The 21,147-nt window shown below is 42.7% G+C and carries 16 protein-coding genes; 8 read left to right on the top strand and 8 right to left on the bottom strand.

The window, feature by feature from the left end; genetic code table 11:
* The first annotated feature begins 57 nt into the window (after positions 1–57).
* The 8 genes from HWQ47_RS14395 (at position 58) to HWQ47_RS14360 (ending at position 13,824) form a co-directional block, all read left to right on the top strand.
* On the top strand, positions 58–2,250 hold the full coding sequence (locus HWQ47_RS14395; RefSeq protein WP_269966779.1) for a diguanylate cyclase domain-containing protein: 2,193 nt from the start codon (positions 58–60) through the stop codon (positions 2,248–2,250).
* Between the two features lie 172 nt (positions 2,251–2,422).
* A complete protein-coding gene (aspS, locus tag HWQ47_RS14390) occupies positions 2,423–4,210 on the top strand; it encodes an aspartate--tRNA ligase (RefSeq protein ID WP_269966778.1) in 1,788 nt (595 codons plus the stop codon).
* Positions 4,211–4,282: 72 nt separating this feature from the next.
* Complete coding sequence (locus tag HWQ47_RS14385; RefSeq protein WP_269966777.1) at positions 4,283–5,029, top strand: YebC/PmpR family DNA-binding transcriptional regulator; 747 nt, start codon at positions 4,283–4,285, stop codon at positions 5,027–5,029.
* Positions 5,030–5,032: 3 nt separating this feature from the next.
* On the top strand, positions 5,033–5,554 hold the full coding sequence (gene ruvC, locus HWQ47_RS14380; protein WP_269966776.1) for a crossover junction endodeoxyribonuclease RuvC: 522 nt from the start codon (positions 5,033–5,035) through the stop codon (positions 5,552–5,554).
* Positions 5,551–6,168, top strand: a complete 618-nt coding sequence (gene ruvA, locus HWQ47_RS14375; protein ID WP_269966775.1) for a Holliday junction branch migration protein RuvA — start codon at positions 5,551–5,553, stop codon at positions 6,166–6,168. The genes ruvC and ruvA overlap by 4 nt, the downstream gene beginning before the upstream one ends.
* A gap of 17 nt (positions 6,169–6,185) precedes the next feature.
* Positions 6,186–7,202, top strand: a complete 1,017-nt coding sequence (gene ruvB / locus HWQ47_RS14370) for a Holliday junction branch migration DNA helicase RuvB (protein ID WP_269966774.1) — start codon at positions 6,186–6,188, stop codon at positions 7,200–7,202.
* Between the two features lie 881 nt (positions 7,203–8,083).
* Complete coding sequence (locus HWQ47_RS14365) at positions 8,084–10,798, top strand: TonB-dependent receptor plug domain-containing protein (protein WP_269966773.1); 2,715 nt, start codon at positions 8,084–8,086, stop codon at positions 10,796–10,798.
* Between the two features lie 455 nt (positions 10,799–11,253).
* The gene (locus HWQ47_RS14360) at positions 11,254–13,824 is read left to right on the top strand and encodes a TonB-dependent receptor (protein WP_269966772.1); all 2,571 of its coding nucleotides are present in this window, start codon (positions 11,254–11,256) and stop codon (positions 13,822–13,824) included.
* 92 nt (positions 13,825–13,916) lie between these two features.
* Here HWQ47_RS14360 and gloA read toward each other — a convergent pair whose 3' ends face one another.
* From gloA to rsxA, 8 genes are all read right to left on the bottom strand, one after another.
* A complete protein-coding gene (gene gloA / locus HWQ47_RS14355) occupies positions 13,917–14,327 on the bottom strand; it encodes a lactoylglutathione lyase (protein WP_269966771.1) in 411 nt (136 codons plus the stop codon).
* A gap of 505 nt (positions 14,328–14,832) precedes the next feature.
* Positions 14,833–15,471, bottom strand: coding sequence for an endonuclease III (nth, locus tag HWQ47_RS14350; protein WP_269966770.1), 639 nt, complete (start codon positions 15,469–15,471; stop codon positions 14,833–14,835).
* A gap of 37 nt (positions 15,472–15,508) precedes the next feature.
* Positions 15,509–16,204, bottom strand: coding sequence for an electron transport complex subunit E (locus tag HWQ47_RS14345; protein WP_269966769.1), 696 nt, complete (start codon positions 16,202–16,204; stop codon positions 15,509–15,511).
* Complete coding sequence (rsxG, locus tag HWQ47_RS14340) at positions 16,201–16,827, bottom strand: electron transport complex subunit RsxG (RefSeq protein ID WP_269971752.1); 627 nt, start codon at positions 16,825–16,827, stop codon at positions 16,201–16,203. The genes HWQ47_RS14345 and rsxG overlap by 4 nt, the downstream gene beginning before the upstream one ends.
* A gap of 29 nt (positions 16,828–16,856) precedes the next feature.
* Entirely contained in the window at positions 16,857–17,909 is a 1,053-nt protein-coding gene (gene rsxD / locus HWQ47_RS14335; RefSeq protein ID WP_269966768.1) for an electron transport complex subunit RsxD, read from the bottom strand.
* Between the two features lie 3 nt (positions 17,910–17,912).
* Positions 17,913–19,967, bottom strand: coding sequence for an electron transport complex subunit RsxC (rsxC, locus tag HWQ47_RS14330; protein ID WP_269966767.1), 2,055 nt, complete (start codon positions 19,965–19,967; stop codon positions 17,913–17,915).
* On the bottom strand, positions 19,961–20,530 hold the full coding sequence (gene rsxB, locus HWQ47_RS14325) for an electron transport complex subunit RsxB (RefSeq protein ID WP_269966766.1): 570 nt from the start codon (positions 20,528–20,530) through the stop codon (positions 19,961–19,963). The genes rsxC and rsxB overlap by 7 nt, the downstream gene beginning before the upstream one ends.
* Before the next feature lie 2 nt (positions 20,531–20,532).
* On the bottom strand, positions 20,533–21,111 hold the full coding sequence (gene rsxA, locus HWQ47_RS14320) for an electron transport complex subunit RsxA (protein WP_269966765.1): 579 nt from the start codon (positions 21,109–21,111) through the stop codon (positions 20,533–20,535).
* Positions 21,112–21,147 lie beyond the last annotated feature (36 nt).

The following is a 21,147-nucleotide window of genomic DNA, read 5'->3' as shown; positions in this document are numbered from 1 at the left end:
CTAATGGCTTAAAAGTAACATTGCGTATACATTTTAGTGACTTTTTGGGAATTGAATTTGAAATTATTTAATCAATCTTTAAGCATTTTTTTCTTTATTTGTTTCTCATCCTCGTTACTTGCCATTGAAGAAGCCCCTTTTGTGATTGAAATGGAAGTTGAAAACTATCCGTATCAATTAACTAATGATAAGGGGGAGCTTCAAGGAAGGCTTCAGATATCGGTAACAGTAGAGATAGAGCCTTTTGTCAGTCTAGGTGTCGATGGACACCTCCATGGTTTATATGTAGATATATGGAATTTATGGTCAGAGAAAACAGGGATCTCTATCTCATTCTCCACAGGGAACATGGATACTAGTCTGGATCTTGTTCGCAATGAGCAAGCGGATGTACATATAGGGTATCCGGAGAGTGAGAGCCTTAAGACGGGTTTACAAAGGGAGCAGTTGCTCTATCAGGTTAAAAGTCGCTTATTTAGTTTCGCACAACCGATTGAATCACTCTCTGATCTGACTCATACCCGGATTGGAGCAGTGCCTACAGCGCCTTATCTGGATAAATTAACGCACTTTTTACCTGATGTTAATTTAAAGCTCTATAACTCGGTCGATGCCATGATTGAAGCCGTCATAGCTGGAGATATCTCAAGTTTTGTCGCCTCTTCTGCATGGACACAACATTATTTGGTACAAAAAGGTGTAGCGTCAGATTTCTATCAGTTTATGGAGTTAGAATTTGATACGGATATCTATGTATTATCAGCAGGGGGCAATGCCAAACTTTCGACATTAATAAAACAAGGATTTGCGCTTATCAATCGCGATGAGCTTGCCGAAATAGAACAGAAATGGATGTTAGATAGTAACAATCGCATTTTTTCCAATGATTTAAAAGCACTTAATATCTCTGAACAGGAACAAGCTTTTCTCAACCGTTTACCGCCGTTAAAAGTGGGTTATCTAAATAACTGGAAGCCAATGGAGTATACCGATAATAGGGGGATGTTTGCCGGTGTAAACAGTGAGCTTGTGCGTCTTTTTCAAGATAAACTGGGTCTTAAAGTTGAGACGATTGAATATCAAGAGTGGCAAGAACTCATATCTGATCTTATTGAAGGGAAGGTGGATCTCGCGGGTAGCGTGGCAAAAACAGTCGAACGTGCTAAACAATTGCATTTTAGTGATCCCTATTGGCCTTCACCTTGGGCATTGGCAACGCCTATAGACAGAGAGTCTATCTTTAATGTGCAACAATTGTCAGGACAAAGAGTCGCCATCGTTGAAGGTTATCAGCTCATTAGTGAACTGATGGTGCCTGGGTATGGGGTTGAGTTGGTGTTAGTTGCTGACACACAAGCAGGTTTAAAAGCCGTTTCTGATGGTCTGGCCGATGCCTTCATTGAAAAGGTAATTAACATGGCAGCGGCGTTAAAACAGAGTCAGGTTAATCAATTAAAAATGTCTGTATTAGCAGATTTTTCTGAACAGCACAGTCATTTTGGCATTCACCCAGATAAAGCCAAACTAGCCCCCTTAATCAATCAAGTTTTGAACAATCTAACCCAAGCAGATAGTCGAGATATCTACCGTAATTGGATAACTCCCAGCGCTGTAGAGTCCTCCTCTAAGGGAGGGTATTTGGGGTGGGTGGCACTGTTGTTGTTCTTAGGAATATTTTTATCGCTCTTTATTTTAATGGGATTTCGACTATTTCAAGAGAGAAGCCAGCGAAAACAGTTGCAAAGTAAACTCCTGCATCTTACTAATTATGATACTTTAACGTTATTACCAAACCGCTCATTATTGGAAGACAGACTAGAGCAGTCTATTTTACTCCATGGCCGTGAACTCGCTACGTTTGCGGTACTCTTTGTTGATCTAGGTGGAGTAAAGTCTATTAATACCGATTTAGGTCACAAAGAGGGAGATTTACTGATTAAAAAGTTAGTTCAAGTGTTGAGGCATTGTGTAAGACGTTCGGATACTCTAGCGCGATTTTCTAATGATGAATTTGTGGTTATCTTGAATCGTACTAAAGAGTTGGATATTGTGTGTCAGGTCGCTGAAGCGATTGTGAGTCGTTTATCGGAAGAGTTTGAGATAGCACAAACTAAAGTCAATATTACCACCAGTATCGGTATCGCTATGTTTCCTGTCGATGGCGATACGGCGGCAACATTATTGAAGACGGCTGGTGAATTAATGTTTAGGGCAAGAAAAAGTGGTGGGAATTGTTATAAATCATCATGATAATATAGCTATGACAGCATGTTTTATGCGTATTTAGTTTACGAATTGAGTGATACTTCACCGTCTAACTGTGAAGTTGTTTTTTAATCGGCAATATTTAACTATAATGCCGCTTTTGTGTTGTTTAGAATATTCTTCAACCATAGGTTTGCGGATAAAGGAAAAGAGTTGGATGCGCAGTCAATATTGTGGAGACGTTAATAAGTCTCACGTTGGACAAGAAGTAACCTTAGTCGGTTGGGTAAACCGTAGTCGTGACTTAGGCGGTGTTGTTTTTCTAGATCTACGTGATAGGGAAGGCATAGTTCAGGTTGTTTATGATCCTGATTTACCTGAAGTGTTCGATGTTGCGAGTACACTGCGCAGTGAGTTTTGTGTTCAAGTGTCGGGCTTAGTTCGTGCACGCCCTGATAACCAAATTAATCAAGATATGCGCACCGGTGAGATTGAGATCTTAGGTAAAGGCCTAACAATCTTAAATAGTTCAGCACCCTTGCCGATTAACATGGACAAAAATCAGCACAACACTGAAGAACAAAGATTAAAATACCGTTATTTGGATCTTCGTCGTCCAGAGATGGCTGATCGTATCGTTTTCCGTTCGAAAGTCACCAGTGCTGTCCGTCGCTTCCTTGATGACAGTGGCTTCTTAGACATAGAAACACCCATTTTAACCAAAGCAACACCGGAAGGTGCACGTGATTATTTAGTGCCAAGCCGCACTTATAAAGGTCAGTTCTTCGCACTACCACAGTCACCGCAGCTATTTAAACAATTGTTGATGATGTCAGGTTTTGACCGTTATTATCAAATTGTGAAATGTTTCCGTGATGAAGATTTACGTGCTGATCGCCAGCCTGAATTCACACAGATAGACATAGAAACGTCGTTTATGACATCAGCCCAAGTGATGGCGAAAACTGAAGAGATGGTTCGTGGTCTATTTAACGACCTATTAAATGTCGATTTGGGCGAATTCCCTAAGATGACATTTGCTGAAGCGATGCGTCGTTATGGCTCAGATAAACCGGATCTGCGTAATCCTCTTGAATTAATTGATGTTGCTGATCTTGTTAAAGAGGTTGAGTTTGCCGTTTTCAATGGCCCTGCAAATGATCCTGAGGGACGCGTTGCCGTTCTTTGTATTCCCGGCGGTGCTAAATTATCCCGTAAACAGCTAGATGATTACGCTAAATATGCCACTATCTACGGTGCTAAAGGTTTAGCCTGGATGAAAGTGAACGATCTTGATAAAGGTCTTGAAGGGATTCAGTCACCAGTACTTAAGTTCCTTAGTGAAGACGTGGTTAAAGGCTTACTTGAGCGCACTAACGCTAAAACAGGCGATCTGATCCTGTTTGGCGCAGATAAAGCCAATATCGTTTCTGAAGCGATGGGCGCATTGCGCCTTAAAGCAGGTGAAGATTTTGACTTGCTTGAAGGTCAGTGGAAGCCATTATGGGTTGTTGACTTCCCGATGTTTGAACCAACATCTGATGGTGGTTTACATGCGATGCACCACCCATTCACAGCGCCTATGGGGATCACGCCTGAGCAGTTAGAAGCTGATCCAACAGCCGCTATTTCAGACGCGTACGACATGGTATTGAACGGTTGTGAATTAGGTGGCGGTTCTGTGCGTATTCACAATAGTGAGATGCAATCAGCCGTTTTCCGAATTTTAGGTATTGAAGCAGAGGAAGCCAATGAGAAGTTTGGATTCCTACTTGAAGCATTACGTTATGGAACTCCCCCACATGCAGGACTCGCATTTGGTTTAGATCGCATTGTTATGCTAATGACTGGTGCGAGTTCTATTCGTGATGTGATGGCTTTCCCTAAGACCACGACTGCAGCGTGTCCGTTAACCAATGCACCAGGTTATGCGAATCCGGCTCAATTAATTGAACTAGGTATCGAGGTTATCGAAACCCAAGATAACAAAGAAGAGCAAGCTTAATCATTTAAATAGCCGAGTTTATCTCGGCTTTTTAAAGCGTTTTTTACTGTCTCGACATAAGGAGAGTGATATATGGCAGGTCATAGTAAATGGGCCAACATCAAACACCGTAAAGCAGCGCAAGATGCAAAGCGTGGCAAACTTTTTACTAAATTTATCCGTGAACTGACCGTTGCCGCCCGTGAAGGGGGATCAGATCCCGATGCTAACCCACGTCTTCGTGCCGCAATCGATAAAGCCCTATCGAATAATATGACACGTGATACCGTTGAGCGTGCGATAAAGCGTGGCGCTGGTGAACTCGATGGCCAAGTACTCGAAACGATTATGTATGAAGGCTATGGACCCGGTGGGACTGCCGTGATGGTTGAAACCATGACTGACAATAAAAACCGTACTGTTTCTGGTGTCAGAAATGCATTTAGTAAATCTGGTGGCAACTTAGGCACTGATGGTTCGGTAGCTTATCTTTTTGATAAGCGTGGCGTGATCTCTTATGAGGAAGGGATCGATGAAGATGAGATTATGGATGTTGCACTGGAAGCTGGTGCCGATGATGTGGTGATGCATGACGATGGTTCGATTGATGTATTTAGCGCTCCTGAGGATTTTGGTGTGGTCAAAGATGCACTCGATGCTGCAGGTTTTGAATCTGTTAACGCCGAAGTGACCATGATCCCTTCTACCAAAGCAGAGCTTGACGCCAGTACAGCGCCCAAGTTTATGCGATTAATCGACAATCTTGAAGATCATGATGATGTTCAAGAGGTGTATCATAATGCAGAGATCTCCGATGAGATCATGGAATCGTTAGATTAAAGTATGGCGATTATTCTTGGTATCGATCCTGGCTCAAGGATCACTGGTTATGGTGTTATTCAATGTAATGGTCGTAGCCAAATCTATTTAGGCAGCGGGTGTATTCGCACCTCTTCTGAAGATTTTCCTTATCGACTAAAACAAATTTTTGATGGCGTTTCTGAAATTATCCGTCAATATCAACCCGACCTCTTTGCAATTGAGCGTGTTTTTATGGCAAAGAATGCCGACTCCGCGCTTAAACTAGGTCAAGCGCGTGGCGCAGCCATTGTTGCAGCAACTAATGCTAATTTACCTGTTGCCGAATATTCCGCTACTCAGATAAAAAGTGCGGTTGTAGGAACAGGTAAAGCGCAAAAAACGCAAGTTCAACATATGGTTCAACAGATTTTAAAACTCCCTGCGGCTCCCCAAGCTGATGCTGCCGATGCACTAGGCGTCGCCATTTGTCATTTTCATACCAGCCAGAGCTTAATTGCACTGGGGGGAAGAGCCAACGCACAAACATATGGACGTTATAAATGATAGGTCGTTTACGCGGGATCCTTATTGAAAAGCAGGCCCCGGAAATACTACTCGAGGTGGCTGGTTTAGGCTATGAGGTACATATGCCTTTGACTAGTTTCTATGAGCTTCCTGATTTACATCAAGAGACAATAATATATACCCATTTTGTGGTGCGTGAAGATGCACAATTACTCTATGGTTTTATCACGAAACAGGAACGTGCACTGTTTCGTTTATTAGTTAAAACCAATGGAGTAGGACCTAAACTCGGGTTAACCATATTATCTGGTATGACAGCTGGTGAGTTTGTTGCCTGTGTTGAGCGTGATGACATCGCGACATTAGTTAAGTTACCTGGCGTTGGCAAGAAAACCGCGGAAAGGTTACTTATTGAGATGCGTGATAAGCTGAAAAGCTTAATGGAAGCTTCTGCTGGTTCTGAACGTGAGTTCATGCTCAAATCTAATTATACACCAGCATCGGTTATTAACAGTGCGGAAGAGGATGCGGTTGCCGCATTAATTTCCTTGGGTTATAAGCCTGCTCATGCGAGTAAAGCTGTATCAGCAGCATATCAAGATGGTATGAGCTCTGAAACATTGATCAAGTCGTCACTTAAGTCGATGTTATAAATTAAATTGAGAAAGAGATGATAGAAGCAGATCGTTTAATTCATGCTGCACCACAGGGATTTGAAGAGCGTGATGAGCAAATTGACAGGGCTATGCGCCCTAAAACGCTCGATGAGTACACGGGACAAGATGATACTCGTGCACAGTTAAAAATATTTATTCAAGCAGCTCAAAATCGTGGTGAAGCACTGGATCATATGCTGATCTATGGCCCTCCAGGTTTAGGTAAGACAACTTTGGCTATGATTGTAGCCAATGAAATGGGAGTGAATATAAAGTCCACTTCAGGGCCTGTGCTTGAAAAAGCTGGGGACTTAGCGGCTCTGTTAACGAACCTAGAACCTGGTGATGTGCTATTTATTGACGAAATTCATCGTTTAAGTTCAGTGGTTGAAGAGATCTTGTACCCAGCGATGGAAGACTACCAACTAGATATAATGATTGGTGAAGGTCCTGCTGCACGTTCAATAAAGTTGGATTTACCTCCGTTTACGCTCATAGGCGCCACGACACGTGCGGGATCGTTGACCTCACCTTTAAGAGCCCGGTTTGGGATCCCTTTAAGGTTAGAGTTCTATAATATTAAAGACCTATGCTCTATTGTAACCCGCTCAGCTAATGTTCTAGAACTGCCTATTGATGAAGAGGGGGCTATCGAATTGGCTAAGCGCTCTAGGGGCACGCCAAGAATTGCTAATCGGTTACTGCGTCGTGTGCGTGATTATGCAGAAGTGAAACATGATGGTGTTATCAATAAAAAGGTCGCTGATCTCGCACTTGATATGCTCGATGTCGATGCCGAAGGTTTTGACTATATGGACAGAAAGTTACTGCTGGCGATTATTGATAAATTTATGGGGGGCCCGGTAGGGCTAGATAATCTCGCGGCTGCTATTGGTGAGGAACGTGAAACCATCGAAGATGTACTGGAACCTTTTTTGATCCAGCAAGGTTTTATTCAACGTACGCCAAGAGGTCGAATTGCGACGCAACGTGCGTATCAACATTTTGACATTATCCAACCTGACAAATAGTGTGCAAATAGTCTAGTGAAGAGTGATGCAGCATTGCTCTTCTATTTTTTTGATAATGAAAATATATTGCGAAGACTGCAGTTTCTCGCTCTTTCCTTTCTTACAATAGCTTTTCACTCGTCATTAATAGATCCTATTTCAGGTTAAATTCCGACATGATTTGCTAATCCTATTAGCCTAGTATTCATAGAATGACTGAATATATCTATCAAGTTAACTATGTTTGATTGCTTACAAGAACCTTTTTAGAGCCTAAATGGTTTAGATTTGGATGAGTAGCATTTCTTTAGCTGTCACTTAATTATGCTGTAATAACTCTCGCGACGGTAACATTTTTTTACAGTCTTTGCTTATTTGCTGTGTTTTTACTGGGTAGCAATCAATTGTTGTCAGATGTATCACCTTGAGCTCGATTCTGCTTGGTGCTTAATTGTTGTTAATTGTCGTCGTTGTGGTTGCGGGTCGGGGGATTGGTTAGGAAACGTCAAAGAAACGCATCTAATTTTGAGGAATCAATTTATTTCGCCTCACTTGTTAGAGTGAATATTATATGAATTATTATCTTGTTGGGACTTGACTCACGTAATTGAAAATTTGCGTGTTGCTGAATTGTTTGATTTGTTCTGGTGTGATATTTCAGTGTTGTCGTTATATGCAGTTGAGAATGAAGTTTGTGAGTTCCCACCTTAGATTATTACTCTATTTGTTAACGCCTTATCTATTACTTTACTAATGCTATTAGCATTTTTCATGTTGATTGTTAATGAAATACCTAATTGACGGAATTAAGGTGAAACATCAGTATCGAAATCAACGTCCGTGATTCATTTGAAACATAAGAGACGTAATAATAATAAATAAGTTAGGGAGTACATCTTAAGATGGCTATAACAGCACGATATTCACGTAGTAAGTTAACGACAGCGATAAAGCTTGGACTGATTGCATCTGTGTCAAGTACTGGGATCATGGTTTCAACGAGTGTCTCGGCGCAAGAAGAAGCTAAAGTTGAACGTATTCAAGTTACGGGGTCACGTATTCAACGAACAGACATGGAAACGTCATCACCTGTTACAGTGATAAGCCGAGCTGAGATTGACGCATCAGGTGTTGCCACAGTATCAGATTTTGTCCGTAATATGTCACAGAATAGCTTTGGTTCATTCCGTGATGCATCAGGTTTCGGTTCTGGTCAATCGTCACAGTCAACTGTAAGTATGCGTGGTTTAGGTCCTCAACGTACACTCGTGTTAATTGACGGACGTCGTATGGGATCGTCAGTGGCATTTGGTGGTGGCACACAAAACCTTAACGTAGTCCCTATGGCCGCAGTTGAAAGAATTGAAGTTCTTCGTGATGGTGCATCAGCTGTATATGGCTCTGATGCTGTTGCTGGAGTGATTAACATTATCACTAAAAATGAATATGAAGGTGTAGAGATCGATGCAGAGCAAGGCATCACGCAACACGGTGGTGGAGAGAGTACTAACATACGCATGACATTTGGCGTTGTGGGTGAGAAGACTAATATAGTAGCATCGGTTGAGTACTTTAATCGCTCACCATTATATGATGCTGATCGTGATTTCAGTGACACCTTATACAGTGGTTATGGTTGGCCTGGTTCGGGCTCTTACACAGATTATAATAAACCATTATTCGATGATGAAGGTAACGCTGCTGGTTTTGAGTCGGTTAGTTTTGCTGATGAACGTTGTGAAGAAAACCCAAACAGTATTATTGATGGCGGTAAGTGTAAATACAATGCTGCGTCAGAGTCAGCCACTATGGCATCGCAGGAGCGTTTATCTAGCTTTTTAAAAGTAGATCATGAGTTAACAGATGATATCCGTTGGTCTAACCGCTTAATGCTTACTAAGGTGTGGACTGAAGGTCAATATGCGGCAGCGCCAAACAGTAACTCTCCAACACTGAAATATACAGAAGCAAATGCTGCTATCTATGAAGCGACGGTAAAAAAATACGGTAATAAATACCTTAACGATCAGTTGATGTATGAAAATGGTGAGTTTATTGGTGTGAACCCAGATGCTAAAGGCAACGGTGAAATTGCATTATCAATGCGTACCACTCCACTTGGGCCGCGTGTAACTAAAGTTGAAGATACCGACATTAACTTCCTAACCTCGTTGAATGGTTACGCTGATATTTTTGGGGGAGCAACCTGGGATGTTGGTGCCCAGTGGATCCGCTCTGATGTGAGCACTGTACAAACTGGTACAGCTAATGCGGCCATCATTCAAGATATGCTTGATAGTGGTGATTTAGATTATTTTGCTGCCGGAGCTGGTTACGAAGTTGGCAGCAATGAAGAGATGATGCAGCAAGCAGGTCACACTGCGGTATTTACTGGACGTGTACAAACTTACGGCGTTGATGCGAGCATAAGTTTAGATCTGTTTGATTTACCGGCTGGGGCAGTACCGTTAGCACTGGGTGTTGAATGGAACCGCACTGAATATGACAAGATGAGTGATGCCGCATCAAATTTAGGTAATATTGTTGGTAGTTCTGGTGGTGATATTATCCAAGGTAAGAGCCGTGAAGTTTTCTCTTTATCCGCAGAAACCCTGTTACCTATCATTGAAGATTTAGACATGGAGCTATCGGCTCGTGTTGATGATTACAGTGATTTTGGGACTACCTTTAACCCGAAAGTGGGTTTCAGCTATCGTCCCGTTGACTCTCTACTGGTACGTTCATCATGGGGAACTGGTTTCCGTGCACCAACATTTGACGATATGTATGCTAATGCATCTGAAACATTCTTATGGGCCGAAGATAAAGTTGGTTGTAAGAATGGGGTCGCAGAATGTGGTCGAGCACAATATAAAGCGCAATATCAAGGTAATGAGCAGCTAGAGGCGGAAGAGTCTACTTCATTATCTGTTGGTATTGTATGGAATGCCACCGATGCGCTTGATTTTGAATTGTCTTACTATGACATCGAAATCGATAACGTCATCACCACCATGCATTCACAAGATGTGTTTGACATGGAGTTAGCAGGCCTAGATGTGTCGGATATTCTCATTCGTAATCCCGATACAGGTAAAGTGGATCATATTGTATTGAAAAATATGAACCTAGGAAAAATGAGTACTTCTGGAATCGATTTCAATGCTAATTATCTACTTGAAACTGGCATTGGTGAGTTTCGCTTCGGTGCAGAAACAAACTATGTGTTAACGTGGGAAGAGAAGGCTGGTCCTGATGCACCTATGGAGGATGTCGTGGGTGAGTTGGGATCTCCACAATATCGTATAAACTTAAATACGACTTGGACACAAGGTGAATGGGATGCATCGTTATTTGCACGTTATACCGCCAGCCAGGAAGAGACTTATTTGAACAGTGATAAAGAAACGTTGTTAACTAAGACTGCTGCTCAGTGGATTTTAGACTTGCAAGTTGGTTATAACCTGAATTGGGATGCTAAAGTTAATGTCGGTGTTCGTAATCTGTTAGATGAAGAACCGCCACTAAATGATTATTTAGGTTTCCCTGGATACGACTCAGGTCTTTATGACCCTATTGGTCGCGAATTCTATATTCGTTACAACCAAAAGCTATAATTATTTAGCTCATAATAAAAAGCCAGTTGAAAAACTGGCTTTTTATTTACTTTTCCCCCTATATTTTTTAACTCTCTCCGTATTTTTCTCATCTGTCAGTTTTTATGTCGTGTGAAACAAGCTTGGATTAGTCGCTTTTTGTGACGAGCGTCACACTTTTGCGTTTTTTGCTGGTTAAATATTTGTTGCGAAAAGATTGGTTTAATCATCTGTATTATTGGTGTTTGATGGTGATAAGTTCTGCTTGGTTTGTGGTTTACTAGTTTCACTTTAACTGGGTGCTTCTGGTTGTTACTTTGTTGGCTATGGCTATTAACCTTTTCGTATCAATAGTTAACGGAATGAGAGATTGACTGTATTAAGGTGAAACTTCAGTATCGAATGCAACGCACTATGCTTCGTTGTTGAAACATAAAGTGGCGTAATAATAATAAATACGTTAGGGAGTAATCTTAATGATAAGAACATCGCAACATTCTCGTAGTAAATTAGCATTAGCAGTTAAGTTTGGCTTAATTGCATCTGTATCATCCACCGCATTCACAGTTACAACAAGTGCAGTTGCAGAAGAGGCTAAAGTAGAACGGATTGCAGTTACCGGCTCTCGTATACAAAGATCTGACATGGAAACAGCATCTCCTGTAACAGTGATTGATGCCGCAACTATCAAAGCTGAAGGTTTCACTTCAGTAGACCAAATGCTACAAGCACAAACATCTATGGCCGGTGCTGCTATAGGTTCCAGTACTAACAATGGTGCAGACGGTGTTGCACAAGTTGATCTGCGCGGTATGGGTTCACAGCGTACCTTAGTTCTGCTCAACGGTCGCCGTATGGTCAACTCAGGTTCTGGTGCCGATAGTGCTGTTGACCTTAACGCCATTCCTGTTGCCATGATTGCTCGGGTAGAAATTCTGAAAGATGGTGCATCAGCAGTTTATGGCTCAGATGCCATTGCGGGTGTTGTTAACATCATAACTAAGAAAGATTTTGAAGGCTTCCAGATTGATGTTACTGGTGGCATGACTGATCAGAGCGACGGTGAACATGGCGAAGTCAGTGGACTATATGGCTTTAATACTGATACCGGTAACTACACATTCGGTGCCGCTTTCTCAAAACGTGAAGGTGTCATTCAGTCAGATCGTGATTGGACAGATCCGGGGGCGAGTTCATTCATCCCAACCGGCTCTTTAGATGGTATGGTTAAAGATGAAAATGGTAATTGGGTAGACCGTTCAGAAGGTTACGACTATACCCAAGATAGTTTTTACCAGACTCCAAGTGAGCGTTATAGCTTGTTCGCCAACATGACCCAAGAGCTTGGCAATGACTTAGTGCTAACGGGTGATATCCTTTACACTAAGCGTAAGTCAAATCAGCAGATGGCGCCTCAGCCTGCTAACCTTGACCTAAAGGTTTGTGAAACCGGTGACGATCCTTTGACATGTATAGAACTTGATCAAGGTATGATTGATGCTGGTATAGAGCCAAACGACAAAGGCCTAGTTAACTACAGAAGACGAATGAGTGATGTGGGTCCTCGTATTTATACTCAGGACACCGATACATTACGTGTTTCTACTGCGCTAACGGGGTCAATTGATGTTAATACCGGAATGGACTGGGATATTGCCTACACTTACGGTAAAAACAAAGCTGATACCGCGGTAGAGAACTCAATCAATGCATCAATCATGACCGATGCAATCTATGCCAATCAAGATCCTTGGTTTACCGGTCAGCCGATGGACCAACCTGGCGACCAAGCGCTTCTTGACAGTGTGGCATACACTGAAGAAGCGGATGGTGGCAACGAGCAACATGTATTCTCTGCCGGTCTAACGGGTGAACTATTTGATCTAGATGCAGGTGCTGTCGCCTATGCTATCGGCGCAGAATACCGCTACGAAAGTGGTTATTACAATCCTGACCCAATCGTTGTTGCAGGTGAGAGTACCGCTGCGCAGCAAGATCCAACCGATGGTAGCTACAATGTTATCTCTGTATTCCAGGAAGTGAGTGTTCCTTTTACCGATAAACTTACTGGTGAATTTGCTTTGCGCTTTGATGATTACTCAACGTTTGGTAATGCATCAACGTGGAAGATTGGCTTAACTTATGAAGCAACTGATGACTTAATGCTGCGTACTGTAGCGGCTACGGGTTTCCGTGCACCAAGTGTATCTGAGCTATATGGTGGTAACTCAGGGTCATTTGATTACCTAGTTGATCCTTGGGGGAACTCGCAAGATGCACAGATTTTAGTCAATCGTACGTCAGACGAAAACCTTAAGCCTGAGGAGTCTGAGTCATACACGGCTGGTTTAGTGTACTCACCAAGTTATGTCGATGGTTTGTCGCTAACAGTTGACTACTGGCGATTTAAGGTTACAAACGCTATTGCGCGTTTGGATACCCAAGCAGGTCTAAATGCTTGTTTTGCTGACCCAACTTCATCAGCATGTGAAACTTTCAACATTGGACCAAATGGTGATTTAGATAATTTGACTAACTCACTGACTAACGTTGGCTTCCAAGATACCAGTGGTATTGATTTTAATTTAGCGTATAGCTTTGAAGCATTGAGTCTTGATTGGACCATTAGTAACGATACCACTTACTTGTTAAACTTCGAACAGGATAATGAAGATTATACTAATACAATTGATGGTAACTTTGGTGCTTATGCTCAAGTGCGTAATAATTTTAGTATACAGGCAGCAAGAGGTGATTGGAGTGTGATGTACTTTAATCGTTATATCGGTGAAATGGACGACCATTATACTGATTATGATGAAAATGATGACCCATTTGCAGCGGTAAGAAAGGCTGAATCAGTCCTTTATCATAATCTCTCTGGTACTTATCACTTAAACGATGAAATCACGTTTAATGCTGGTGTTAAGAACTTGACTGATGAAGAGCCTACAACGGTCTCTAATGGTAGTGACGGTGGTACAATACCAGAAGTTTACGACACCATTGGTCGTACATACTTCGCTGGTGTAAGCATGAAGTTCTAAATAGCATTCGCTATTAGACTTAAAGAAAAAGCGCCGAAAGGCGCTTTTTTTATGCTTATAAATTCATTAATTTCGATCTGGTTAATCTGGTGTCAGCCTAAACCACGTTGAGCAGAACTCATCTGTATAAATTCAATCTTGTAGCCATCAGGATCTTCGACGAAGGCGATTTCTGTGCTGCCACCGGCCACAGGGCCTGGAGCTCGTAATATCTTGCCTCCAGCGGCTTCAATGGCCTTACAGCGGGCATAAATATCTTCTTCTCCTATCGCTAAATGACCAAAGGCTGTGCCATGGTCATAACTGTCAGTATCCCAGTTATAGGTAAGCTCAATGACAGCACTTCCTGTTGATTCGTCATCAAAGCCGACAAATGCCAAGGTATATCTGTAATCGCTGTTCTCAGATTGACGCAGTAACTTCATGCCTAGCACTTGAGTATAAAAGGTGATACTGGCTTCAAGATTTGTAACGCGGAGCATGGTGTGGAGCAGTTGTGACATAGTTACCTCTTTTTCGATGGCTGGTAATGGGTAATGGCGGGAATATAGCATGAATAACATTAATGTTGCGTGACTTCACACTTCTTATCGACAAGAGTTTGAAGCAGTGCCATAAATTCCGATAATAACCCAGACGAATTTTTTGGAGTTTACAATGGACATTGAATTAAAAATGGCACTCGCTACAACAGCTGTTATAGGTGTGTTTCTCTCTATATTTTTTATAAGTTTGTTCTGAGCAAGTTCAAAACAAACAGAATAAAAAAGTCGCATCGCGACTTTTTTTGTATCTACTGCAACCTTATGCTGAAGGGAATGTTTGAGAGCCTCCCGTAGGGGCTGATGTTCAAAGCAAATAGCAAAGCTCTTTATGCCCGTTAGAGGCTTTCGAAATACGACTCATGGTCTATTTTGTTCTATACAAAATGAGACATTCCCACATATTGACCTTGCCTTCAGGGCTGTGAATTCCCGTTGAATGAACAGATGCTTAATGTAATTGGTATTACTCAGGGTAGATTTTGTCTTTAAATTCGCAAAGTTCTTCAATTAAACAGCTTCCACAGCGGGGTTTTCGCGCAATACAGGTATAACGGCCATGGAGAATGAACCAGTGATGCACATCGACTTTAAACTCATCTGGCACCACCTTCAACATCTTCTCCTCAACTTGATCAACATTCTTGCCCATGGCAAATTTGGTACGATTCGCCACCCTAAAAATATGAGTGTCGATGGCAATAGTGGGCCAGCCAAATGCGGTGTTTAGCACTACGTTTGCCGTTTTACGGCCAACACCGGGAAGTGATTCTAATGCCTCACGGTTTTCAGGAACCTCACCGTCATATTTGTTGATTAAAATCTCACAGGCTTTAATGACGTTAACGGCCTTGTTATTGTATAACCCAATGGTTTTTATATATGTTTTTAGCCCATCAACCCCTAAGTCATAAATAGATTGCGCTGTGTTTGCCACCGGGAAAAGTTTATCCGTCGCCTTGTTCACGCTAACGTCCGTTGCTTGGGCCGACAGCGTGACTGCGACAAGTAGTTCAAATGGGCTTGAAAAATTAAGTTCAGTTTCTGGATGAGGATTCTGTTCTCTTAATATCTCTAAAATAGCGTGTCGTTTGGCTTTGTTCATCTTTTTTAATAGCTCTATTGTTATTATATTAAATGGGTTAGCTTACCTTCGTTATCCTTGCGCGAGTGATTTCTGGGATATCTGGTGTCGGCGCATTTTTAGCTAACTTTTTATCGATAACATTTTTAAACGCAATTAGAAAGCCCATGCCGATAAATGCGCCAGGGGGTAACATGGCGAGCAGAAAGCTGGTGTCTAGCTGCCACAGGTGAATCGTTAGTACCGACGCCCAATCTCCGAGTAGAAGATCAGCACCGTCAAAAAGTGTGCCTTGGCTCAATATTTCACGGCAGGCCCCTAGGATTGCTAATACCAGCAGGAAGCCTAGGCCCATCATAAAACCATCGAAAGCAGATTTCAGCACCGAGTTGCGGGATGCAAAAGCTTCAGCTCTGCCTATGATCACACAGTTTGTCACGATTAATGGCAGGAAAATACCCAATGACAGATATAAACCATAAGCGTAAGCGTTAATTAACAGTTGTACGCAGGTGACTAAGGCCGCAATGATCATGACAAATATCGGGATGCGGATCTCTTTAGGTACAAAACCTTTAACCAAAGAGACTAAAATGTTGGAACCAATAAGCACAGCCATGGTGGCTAAACCTAAACCTAAAGCGTTGGTTAGGGTTGCGGTAACAGCCAGTAATGGGCAGAGACCAAGTAATTGCACCAGACCAGGGTTATTTTTCCACAAGCCTTGTAGCGCTATCTGTTTATATTCATTCATTGATAGTTAACCTCGCAGTTTGCAGGTCTTGTTAGTAATTTATCTTTATTTGCATTGAAATAGACAAGAGCCCGTTTTATGGCTTTTACATAGGCTCTAGGGGTAATGGTTGCACCAGTAAATTGATCAATCTGCCCACCGTCTTTTTTTACGTTCCAGCGAGTATCACTTTCTGATAAAAGAAACATACCGTTAAAACTGAGCACCCAATCTGATTTTCTCAACTCGATTTTGTCACCTAATCCTGGAGTTTCAGCATGATTCAAGGTTCTTACGCCTAACACTTCACCGTCGGTGCTGATCCCGATAATAAGACGAATATTGCCGCTGTAACCATCAGGCGCTACGGTTTCTATGGCAATCGCCACGGGTACACCTTGCATGCTGGCAATGTATGAGGGGAGGGGAGTGTCGACACCTAACACCTCTTCATCGTGAATGAGAATGCAATGCTCTACTAGTTCATTATCATGTAATGTATCTGGAATAATCTGATGCAATATACGTTTTAATTCAAGTTGTTGTTGTTCTTTGATTTTATCAAAGGTTTGTTGGTTGACTAAAGCTACTAGCGCGGTACAGAAAAAGGCGAATGTAGCCAATAACAAACCGTTTTTTAACATTGATTTTTTCACGTTATACTCCGGTTTGTTTAGTTTCTAGAACGGTGGCCATAGGTTCTGGGTTTCATATAGTGATCGATAAAAGGTGCACAAAGGTTGGCTAATAAAATGGCAAATGCAAAGGCGTCAGGATAGCCACCGTAAGTACGGATCATATAGACTAAGAGGCCGATCAGTGCGCCAAACAAGAGACGTCCTCGAATGCTTGTTGCTGCGGTTACCGGATCGGTAGCAATAAAGAACGCGGCTAACATGGTTGCACCAGAGAAAAGGTGGAGTAAGGGACCTGCGTGGGTGTCAGGATTAAGCAAGAACCCGACACTGGCACAAACAAAGAGGCTAATTAAGATGCCTGCAGGAATATGCCAGCGTATCACTTTGAGCTTCAACATCACCAGCCCACCGGCAAAATAGGCCATGTTGACCCAGAACCAGCCAACGCCAAAACCATCGTTAAAGATCGATTTAGATAAACTCTCTGTACTGGTCAGTCCCATAGAGAGATCTGTTTTTATAGTATCAAGTGGCGTAGCCATAGCGAGTCCATCGAAACCGAGCTTATAGGCCTCAATATCACTGGCCGATGCATTTAAAAATATCAGTTGCAATGAACCAAGAATATCCACTGGTTGACTGGCTAGCATCATCGGGGCTACCCAGCTGGTCATTTGAACCGGGAAGGAGATAAGTAGCATCACGTAGCCGGCCATCGCGGGGTTGAAAATATTATGTCCAAGACCGCCATAGAGGTGCTTGACGACAACAATAGAGAAAACAACGCCAATAACAATGAGCCACCAAGGTGCAAGTGGTGGGATGGCAATTCCGAGCAGTAGTGCGGTGAGTAGGGCACTGTTATCTTTTAGGGTATCAACAACTGGACGCTTTCTCAGTCGTAGCACCACAGCTTCGCTTAAGAGAGCGACAGCGATGGCTATTGTAACTTGTATTAGCACTCCCCAACCAAAGAAGTAACATTGAGTCGCTACACCAGGAAGGGCACACAGTATAACGCGCTGCATCAGAGTGCTTGTTTTAAAGCTTCGGCTCAAATGGGGCGAAGAGGCAATCTTAAACGCCATCAGTTAATCCTTTTCATTATCAAGTTTTGCCTGTTTGGCCAGTTTGTTAGCTTTCGCTTTTGCAACTGTTGCAGCAATTTTAGCTTTCTTGTCATCAACTGGAATTTCAGCATCAATTGCCGGCACATCAATATCGGTTGCAGGTGTTTCAGCGACTTCTTCAGTTGCTTTAAGGGCGGCTTTTTTAGCTTTAGCACGAGTAACGGCTGCAGCAATTTTAGCTTTCTTGTCGTCAACTGGAATTTCAGCATCAATTGAAGATGTTTCAGACACCTCTTCAGTTGCCCTAAGGGCTGCTTTCTTGGCTTTAGCACGGGCAACGGCAGCCGCAATTTTGGCTTTCTTGTCGTCAATTGGAATTTCAGCATCAATTGCAGGTGTTGCAGATACCTCTTCAGTTGCCTTAAGGGCTGTTTTCTTGGCTTTAGCACGGGCAACAGCGGCAACTACTGCATCGTGTTTATCGTCAGTTGCGGTTACTGGCGCCGTTTTAGAGTCTGCAGACTCTGCCGCTTTCTTAGCTTTGATTCTTGCCATCGCTAAGGCTACGGCATCTTTATCTGAGCCGGACATGGTGGACTTTCGTCTTTCGGCCGCTTCTTTTTGTTTCGCTTCACGAGCACGCTTTTCATCTTCTAAACGTTGAGTTCGAAGCTCAAATCTTTGCTTAGCCAATTCTGCTTGTTTTTTCTCTTCAATTTCAATTCTAACAGCGGACTTTGCCACACGATAATATTCAACTAGCGGGATATTGCTGGGGCAAACATAGGTACAACAGCCGCATTCTATGCAGTCATTGAGATTAAAGTTAACGGCTTTATCGTATTCTTGGGCCTTTGCATGCCAAAAAAGCTGCTGAGGTAAAAGTTGTGCTGGACACACTATGGCACATTCACCACAACGTATACAGGGTAGCTCCTTTTGCTCCGGCGCTATTTCGGTGGCATCAGGTAATAAAACACAGTTAGTGCCCTTAAGGATTGGAGCGCTGTCGTTATAAAGGGCATACCCCATCATAGGGCCACCAATGATCACCTTATCGGATGCTACTCCCTTGAAACCTGTTTGTTTCAAAAGATGCGCAATAGGGGTGCCAATTGGCAGCCAATAGTTACCCGGTTTCGCCACGTTATTGCCTGTTATCGTGACAACTCGCTCGATGAGCGGATAGTTTCTTAATACAGCATCTTGTATGGCATAACAGGTGGCCACATTTTGAACTAATATCCCCAATTGAGCAGGAATCGCGCCTGAAGGGACTTCTTGGCCGGTTAATATTTGAATTAACTGTCTTTCGCCACCGGATGGGTAGAGTGTTGGAAGACTGGTGATCCTGACTCCCTTTTTAGGAAGTACACTGCGACACAGAGCTTGCTGCATAATATCTATCGCTTGAGGTTTATTGTCCTCAATGGCGATGATTAGGCGTTTAGGTTTTAACAGGTGGTAAATAATAGCGATCCCTTGCATGATGGCATCACTTTGTTCTCTCATTATCATGTCATCTGAAGTGATATAAGGTTCACATTCGATGGCATTAATGATAAGCAATTCAATATCACTGGCCGGATTTAACTTGATGTGGCTCGGAAAGGCTGCTCCCCCCAAGCCTGCTATACCAGCTAGCTGAATTTTACTTAAAATCGCTTGATTGGAGAGGCTCTTAATATCGTCAAGTGAAAGTGTCGGGTGGACTTTATCGCTTAATGTTTCCAGTCCGTCTGGACAAATAACACAGCTTAATACGGCTAATCCCGATGGGTGATTACTTGGACGTTGCTCTATGTGAGTAATATGCCCGGACGTGGGCGCATGCACAGGCAGGTAACCGAAGTGACTACCACTGGTTATCACTTCGCCTTTAGTGACATAATCACCAACCACAGCAGTCAATATTGCGTTATCACCCACTTGTGGTAGCGGGAGTATATACTCATCAGCCAAGGGCAGAGATGAGATCTGAGTGGCATTAGACTGGTTTTTACATTCCGGTGGGTGTATTCCGCCAATTGGGTGCCACAGTGTCCCTTTATCAATCTGTTCTAATAAAGTTAGCACTTGGAATCCTCTTCGATCATTTGCACTGGAATGGTATTCAATTTCCAGTCCCAATTTTTTACTGTTGGTGTTATGGGGAGCATATCAATACAATCGACAGGACAAGGGGCGACACAAAGATCACAACCTGTACAGTAATCAGTGATCACAGTGTGCATTAGTTTTCCAGCCCCTAAAATGGCATCGACCGGACATGCTTGAATACATTTAGTACAGCCAATACATTCATCTTCACGAATGTAGGCGACTTTTTTGACCTGAATCTCCTCGCTGGCAGTTAAAGGCTCGGGCTCTACTCCTGCCATAGCGGCAAGCTTTTCCATTGTTGCTGTGCCACCAGGAGGGCACTTGTTGATTTTTTCACCGCCAGCAATGGCTTCAGCGTATGGTTTGCACCCTGGGTAGCCACATTGACCACACTGTGTTTGAGGTAATAGGGCTTCGAGTTGATCGACGAGAGGATTGCCTTTCACTTTAAATTTTTCTGCCGCAAATCCCAACAAAATCCCAAAGAAGAGGGCTAAGATCGTCAATAAGATGATCGCAATAAAAATACCTGACATCGTTAATTAACCAATCCAGTAAAGCCCATAAATGCCAAAGACATTAGTCCAGCAGTGATCATTGCAATGGCTCCGCCCTTAAAGGGTTGGGGGACATCCGCAGCAGCGAGTCGTTCGCGCATTGCTGAAAATAATATAAGTACAAGAGAAAATCCCACCGCCGCACCGAAGCCATAGATGGCAGATTCAATAAAGCCATGCTTCTCATTGATATTGAGTAGGGCAACACCTAACACTGCACAGTTAGTCGTGATGAGAGGCAAATAGATGCCTAGAGCACGATATAGGGAGGAGCTGGTTTTCTGAACGACCATTTCGGTAAATTGAACCACCACAGCAATAACCAATATGAAACTCATTGTTCTTAGGTAGCCTAAGTCGAATGGCAAAAGTAGATATTGATTAACTAGGTAGCTTAATATTGAAGCCAAGGTCAGTACAAACGTCGTGGCCATTGACATTCCAATGGCAGATTCAAGTTTGCTGGAAACCCCCATAAAAGGGCAAAGGCCGAGGAATTTTACTAATACAAAATTATTGACAAGCACAGTGCTTACCAATAGTAGGAGATACTCACTCATCTCAGTTCATTATTCATAACCATTATAAGTATTATT

Source organism: Shewanella sp. MTB7 (assembly GCF_027571385.1).
GTDB lineage: Bacteria > Pseudomonadota > Gammaproteobacteria > Enterobacterales > Shewanellaceae > Shewanella.
This window is presented reverse-complemented; position numbering and strand designations above follow the sequence as displayed.

Coding starts and splice junctions, on each gene's coding strand:
- aspS (WP_269966778.1), top strand. CDS start 2,423: ATGCGCAGTCAATATTGTGGAGACGTTAATAAGTCTCACGTTGGACAA.
- HWQ47_RS14385 (WP_269966777.1), top strand. CDS start 4,283: ATGGCAGGTCATAGTAAATGGGCCAACATCAAACACCGTAAAGCAGCG.
- ruvC (WP_269966776.1), top strand. CDS start 5,033: ATGGCGATTATTCTTGGTATCGATCCTGGCTCAAGGATCACTGGTTAT.
- ruvA (WP_269966775.1), top strand. CDS start 5,551: ATGATAGGTCGTTTACGCGGGATCCTTATTGAAAAGCAGGCCCCGGAA.
- ruvB (WP_269966774.1), top strand. CDS start 6,186: ATGATAGAAGCAGATCGTTTAATTCATGCTGCACCACAGGGATTTGAA.
- HWQ47_RS14365 (WP_269966773.1), top strand. CDS start 8,084: ATGGCTATAACAGCACGATATTCACGTAGTAAGTTAACGACAGCGATA.
- HWQ47_RS14360 (WP_269966772.1), top strand. CDS start 11,254: ATGATAAGAACATCGCAACATTCTCGTAGTAAATTAGCATTAGCAGTT.
- gloA (WP_269966771.1), bottom strand. CDS start 14,327: ATGTCACAACTGCTCCACACCATGCTCCGCGTTACAAATCTTGAAGCC.
- nth (WP_269966770.1), bottom strand. CDS start 15,471: ATGAACAAAGCCAAACGACACGCTATTTTAGAGATATTAAGAGAACAG.
- HWQ47_RS14345 (WP_269966769.1), bottom strand. CDS start 16,204: ATGAATGAATATAAACAGATAGCGCTACAAGGCTTGTGGAAAAATAAC.
- rsxG (WP_269971752.1), bottom strand. CDS start 16,827: ATGTTAAAAAACGGTTTGTTATTGGCTACATTCGCCTTTTTCTGTACC.
- rsxD (WP_269966768.1), bottom strand. CDS start 17,909: ATGGCGTTTAAGATTGCCTCTTCGCCCCATTTGAGCCGAAGCTTTAAA.
- rsxB (WP_269966766.1), bottom strand. CDS start 20,530: ATGTCAGGTATTTTTATTGCGATCATCTTATTGACGATCTTAGCCCTC.
- rsxA (WP_269966765.1), bottom strand. CDS start 21,111: ATGAGTGAGTATCTCCTACTATTGGTAAGCACTGTGCTTGTCAATAAT.